A 5,484-nucleotide genomic window follows, 5' to 3' on the forward strand; every position below is an offset into this window, starting at 1 on the left:
GGCCGGAGCCGCGGCGGCCGGGTCGACCTCGAACGGTGCCGCGGCGACCCCGCCGGTTCCGGCGCAGCCGAGCGGACAACCGGCCGTCGCCGCGTTCCCGCCCGGCATGGTGCCACCCGGCTACGGGCCGGTGCAGCGCCCGTGGGAGCGGCCGCCGGTGCGGCGCGGCGAGCCGACCCAGCGGCCGGCGAGCATGACCCTGCTCTACATCTGGATCCTGCTCTTCGGCTTCGTCGGCACCCAGCTGGCGTGGACGCTGCGCCCGTTCTTCGGTGACCCGGGCCAGGATTTCTCCTTCTTCCGCAGCATCGACGGCAACTTCTACGCGGAGATCCTGCGCACGATCGCCAACCTCTAACGACCTGCCGTCACCGGGAAAACCGCTGGTTGCTGCCCTGATTACCGGCGAGTAGCGTCAGGCCATGACCATCGACTCCCGCCAGGTGGCGGCCGGCATGCTGCAAGCGGTGCCCTTCGCCCGTACGCTCGGCCTCGAGTTCGTCGAGGTGGCGCCCGAGGCGGAGGGCGGGGTGCGGGCAGTCGTCCGGCTGCCCGACTCGCCAGCCACCCACAACCACATCGGCGGCCCCCACGCCGGTGCCATGTTCACCCTCGGTGAGACGGCCTCCGGCGCGGTCGTCATGGCCGCCTTCGGGCAGCTGCTCGACCGGGCCGTGCCGCTCGCCGTCCGGGCTGACATCGCCTACCGCAAGCTCGCCATGGGCGCGGTGCTGGCCACCGCGCGGCTGGGCCGGCCGGCGCTCGAGGTGATCGAGGAACTGGAGTCCGGCCAGCGGCCGGAGTTCCCCGTGGAGGTGGAGATCGCGACCGAGGACGGCAAGCCGACCTCGGCGATGACCGTGATCTGGACGCTACGGCCGAACTGAACCGAACCGGGCCAGGCGAAACGGGTTTGCGGGCTTAGCAGGGTGGATAGATTCGTACCGTGCTGGGCCTACCTGCTCACGTGACCGCCTGTCTCTTCGATCTGGACGGTGTGCTGACGCAGACCGCCCGCGTCCACAACGCCGCGTGGAAGCAGACGTTCGACGAGTTCCTTCAACAGCGGGCGACCCGCTCGGGCGAACCGTTCCAACCGTTCGACCCGGGCCCGGACTACAACCGCTACGTCGACGGACGACCCCGCGCCGACGGCGTCCGGTCGTTCCTCGCCTCCCGGGGGATAGTGCTGCCCGAGGGCAGCCCGGACGACCCGCCGGACGCCGACACCGTCAACGGGGTGGGCAACCGTAAGAACGTCCTGTTGTTGCAGCGCCTGCGCACCTCCGGCGTCGAGGTCTACCCGGGCTCGGTGCACTACCTGAAGGCCGCGAGCGAAGCCGGGCTACGCCGGGCCGTGGTGACCGCGAGCGCCAACGGTGGTGAGGTGGTCGCCGCCGCCGGGCTGGAACCGCTGCTGGAGGCCCGGGTCGACGGGCTGGTCGCCCGCGCCCAGTCGTTGCGCGGCAAACCGCACCCCGACACCTTCCTCGCCGGGGCCAGGTTGCTCGGCGTCGACCCGACACACGCCGCCGTCTTCGAGGACGCGCTCTCCGGGGTGGCTGCCGGCCGCGCCGGTGGCTTCGGCTACGTGGTCGGCGTCGACCGGGTCGGGCAGGCCGACGAGTTGCTGGCGCACGGTGCCGACGTCGTGGTGAAGGACCTTGCCGACCTGCTCGCCGCCGCCGACCCGCCGTCGCCGGCCCGCACCGCCACCCACCAGCCCGCCGGCGAACGAGGTTCCGCGTGATCCGGGAGCGGGCCTATCCGGTCGAGCCGTGGCACGTCCGGGAGACCCGGCTGGACATGGACGTGCTGGCCCAGTCCGAGTCGGTCTTCGCGCTCTCCAACGGGCACGTCGGCCTGCGGGGCAACCTGGACGAGGGTGAGCCGCACGGCCTGCCCGGCACCTACCTCAACTCGTTCTACGAGCTGCGCCCGCTGCCCTACGCGGAGGCGGGCTATGGCTTTCCCGAGTCCGGGCAGACGATCGTCAACGTCACCAACGGCAAACTGCTCCGACTGCTCGTCGACGACGAGCCGCTGGACGTGCGCTACGGGGAGTTGCTGTCCCACGAGCGGGTCCTCGACCTGCGGGCCGGCACTCTGCACCGGGAGCTGCACTGGCGTTCGCCGGCCGGTCGGGAGGTCAAGGTCCGCAGCACCCGCCTGGTCTCGTTCACCCAGCGGTCGGTCGCCGCCATCAGCTACGAGGTGGAGGCCGTCGACGGCCCACTGCGGCTGATCGTGCAGTCCGAGCTGGTGGCCAACGAGTCACTGCCGGCGCAGAGCAAGGACCCCCGGGTCGCAGCGGTGCTGGAGTCGCCCCTGCAGGCCGAGGAGGAGCTGACCACCCCGGACGGCGGGCAGTTGATCCACCGCACCAAGGTCTCCGGGCTGCGGGTCGCCGCCGCGATGGAGCACGAGGTGCACGGCCCGGACCGCACCACCATCGAGTCGGAGGGTTACCAGGACTGGGTACGCACCACGATCGCCTGCGTGCTCAAGCCCGGTGAGAAGCTGCGGGTGATCAAGTACCTGACGTACGGCTGGTCGAGTCGGCGCTCGCTACCCGCGCTGCGCGACCAGGTCGGCGCGGCGCTGGCCGGCGCCCGGCTCGACGGGTGGGACGGCCTCCACCGGGAGCAGCGCAACTACCTCGACGAGTTCTGGGACGCGTCCGACGTGCTGGTCGAGGGCGACCCCGAGGTGCAGCAGGCGGTCCGGTTCGGTCTCTTCCACGTGCTCCAGGCCGGAGCGCGGGCGGAGCAACGGCCGATCTCGGCGAAGGGGTTGACCGGTCCCGGTTACGACGGGCACGCGTTCTGGGACACCGAGATGTTCGTCCTGCCGGTGCTCACCTACACCCAGCCGAGCGCGGTGCGCAGCGCGTTGCAGTGGCGGTACAGCACGTTGGACTCGGCGAAGGAGCGTGCCGAGACGCTCAACCTCAGGGGCGCGGCCTTTCCCTGGCGGACCATCGAGGGGCCGGAATCGTCCGGATACTGGCCGGCCGGCACTGCGGCCTTCCACATCGCCGCCGACATCGCCGACGCCATGCGCCGCTACGTGATGGTCACCGGGGACACCCAGTTGGAGCGGGAGATCGGCCTGGAACTGCTGGTGGAGACCGCCCGGCTGTGGCGCTCGATCGGCCACCACGACCGGCACGGGCAGTTCCACATCGACGGTGTCACCGGCCCGGACGAGTACACCGCCGTGAAGAACGACAACGTCTACACCAACCTGATGGCGCAACGGAACCTGCTCACCGCCGCCGAGGTGGTGATGCGCTACCGGGACGAGGCGTACCACCTCGGGGTCACCGACGAGGAAGCCGCGAGCTGGCGGGACGCCGCGATGTCCATGCACGTCCCGTACGACGAGGAGCTCGACGTCCACCAGCAGGTGGAGGGCTTCACCCGGCTCCAGGAGTGGGACTTCACGCACACGCCGGCGGAGAAGTATCCCCTGCTGCTGCACTACCCGTACTTCGAGCTGTACCGCAAACAGGTGGTCAAGCAGGCCGACCTGGTCCTCGCGATGCACTGGCGGGGGGACGCGTTCACCCCCGAGCAAAAGGTGCGCAACTTCCTCTACTACGAGCGCCGTACCGTCCGCGACTCGTCGTTGTCGGCGTGCACCCAGGCGGTGCTCGCGGCCGAGGTGGGCCACCCGGAGTTGGCGCACACCTACCTGCGCGAGGCAGCGCTGATGGACCTGCACGACCTCAACGAGAACACCCGCGACGGCGTGCACATGGCGTCGTTGGCCGGCGCGTGGCTCGCCCTGGTCGGTGGGTTCGGCGGCCTGCGCGACCACGACGGCGGGCTGTCCTTCGCGCCCCGGCTCTCCAGCCGCCTCAACAGGTTGGAGTTTTCCCTGCAGTGGCGGGGCCTGGCGCTGCGGGTGGATGTCCGGCCGCACCAGACGACGTACTCGCTGCGCCACGGTGGCCCGGACGACGTGGTGGAGCTGCGCCACCACGATCAACTACTGCGGGTGACCTGCGACGAGCCGGTGACGGTGCCGGTGCCGCCGGCTGAGCCGTCCGGCCCGCCGCCCGAGCAGCCACCCGGCCGGTCTCCGCTGCTGCGGCTGCCCGAGCCCGAACAGTGACGGTCGGGGCGGATCATTCCGCCCCGACCGCGTCGCACCGTTTGTCAGACCGGCTCGCCGGTTGACGGACGCCCGATCGCGTCCCGGGGCGCCGCCGCCTTGGGATCGTCGGGCAGCCGCGCCGAAGCGGCCTGGTCCCCGAAGTCCTGGTTGCGCTCGGCGTCCTGTTCCCGCCGGGCCCGCTCGGTCTTCTGCTGCTGCTCGGAGATCTGCTGCTTGGCCATGACGATCCTCGCGATCCGTCGGGGCGCGGTTGCGCCGACACGGTCTGCGGTCGTCCGTCGCGTACCCGACGCCCCACCGGGCAAACGCGGCGTGCGGCGCGGCCGGCGGGGTACCCGGGCGGTAGGCGATCACGCGGAGGTGGGGCATGGACGAACAGGCAGCGGTGACCATTCCAGTCGGGGACGCGGACCTGCCCGCTGACCTGATGCTGCCAGCCCAGCCGGCCGGTGTCGTCCTCTTCGCGCACGGCAGCGGCAGCTCCCGACACAGCCCTCGCAACGTGGCGGTGGCCCGTGCGCTGAACGGTCGAGGGCTCGGCACTGTACTTGTGGACCTGCTCACCCCGGCCGAGGACGAGGTGGACGCACGCACCGCCGAACTCCGGTTCGACATCGGGCTGCTGGCCAGCCGGCTGGCCGGGATCGTCGACTGGTTGGCGGTGGAACGACCCGCCGGTGACGTGTCGATCGGTCTGTTCGGGGCCAGTACGGGAGCCGCCGCCGCACTTGTCGCGGCGTCGTCCCGCGCGGACCGGGTGGGTGCCGTGGTCAGCCGGGGCGGTCGACCGGACCTGGCCGGGGACGCGCTGGCCCAGGTACGTACCCCGACGTTGCTGCTGGTCGGTGGCCTGGACGAGGAGGTGATCACGCTCAACGAGCGGGCGTTGGCCGAGTTGGGTGAGGTCGGCGAACTCCGGGTGATCCCGGGCGCCACCCACCTCTTCGAGGAGCCCGGGACCCTTGAGCAGGTCGCCGACCAGGCAGGGGCCTGGTTCGCCACCCACCTCAACCGATGATCACTCCGTCGGCACGAGGGCCGAGGTAGACCGGCGCTGCTGGACGGTGTCGATGACGCGCCAAAGCACGGCGGTGATCGGGACGCTGACGAAGGCGCCAGCGATCCCCGCGATCAGCGTGCCGGCGGTGACCGCTACCAGGATCACCGCCGGGTGCAGTCGTACCTGCCTCTTCATGACCAGTGGCTCCAGCAGGTTGCCCTCGATCTGCTGCACCGCGATCACCGCGGCGAGCGTGAGGAGTGCTGTGGTGGGGCCGTTCGCGGCCAGTGCCACCAGCACCGCCACCGCGCCGGCCACCGTCGCCCCGATGATCGGCACGAACCCGCCGAGGAAGGTGATCA

General features: G+C 71.2%; 6 protein-coding genes and 1 pseudogene. 5 read left to right on the forward strand and 2 right to left on the reverse strand.

Annotation, left to right across the window (positions count from 1 at the left end; all coding sequences use genetic code 11):
- The 4 genes and pseudogenes from ACWCO3_RS30760 to ACWCO3_RS30775 all read left to right on the forward strand — a co-directional run.
- A pseudogene (locus tag ACWCO3_RS30760) lies at window positions 1–358 on the forward strand (hypothetical protein); the annotation flags it as partial.
- 64 nt (window positions 359–422) lie between these two features.
- The gene (locus ACWCO3_RS30765; protein WP_145786041.1) at window positions 423–887 is read left to right on the forward strand and encodes a DUF4442 domain-containing protein; all 465 of its coding nucleotides are present in this window, start codon (window positions 423–425) and stop codon (window positions 885–887) included.
- 59 nt (window positions 888–946) lie between these two features.
- Complete coding sequence (locus ACWCO3_RS30770; RefSeq protein ID WP_145786042.1) at window positions 947–1,750, forward strand: HAD family hydrolase; 804 nt, start codon at window positions 947–949, stop codon at window positions 1,748–1,750.
- Window positions 1,747–4,119: a glycoside hydrolase family 65 protein gene (locus ACWCO3_RS30775; protein WP_450013383.1), complete on the forward strand. Its 2,373-nt coding sequence runs from the start codon at window positions 1,747–1,749 to the stop codon at window positions 4,117–4,119. The genes ACWCO3_RS30770 and ACWCO3_RS30775 overlap by 4 nt, the downstream gene beginning before the upstream one ends.
- 44 nt (window positions 4,120–4,163) lie before the next feature.
- Here ACWCO3_RS30775 and ACWCO3_RS30780 read toward each other — a convergent pair whose 3' ends face one another.
- Window positions 4,164–4,343, reverse strand: a complete 180-nt coding sequence (locus ACWCO3_RS30780) for a hypothetical protein (protein ID WP_354876803.1) — start codon at window positions 4,341–4,343, stop codon at window positions 4,164–4,166.
- Window positions 4,344–4,489: 146 nt separating this feature from the next.
- On the opposite strand from ACWCO3_RS30780, the gene ACWCO3_RS30785 reads away from it, so the two are divergent.
- On the forward strand, window positions 4,490–5,140 hold the full coding sequence (locus ACWCO3_RS30785) for a dienelactone hydrolase family protein (protein WP_358049609.1): 651 nt from the start codon (window positions 4,490–4,492) through the stop codon (window positions 5,138–5,140).
- Here the strand turns inward: ACWCO3_RS30785 and ACWCO3_RS30790 are convergent.
- Window positions 5,141–5,484: AI-2E family transporter (locus ACWCO3_RS30790; RefSeq protein ID WP_450013386.1), on the reverse strand; the 344-nt coding region annotated here is incomplete at its 5' end.

This window comes from Micromonospora sp. NPDC002411 (genome assembly GCF_053592955.1).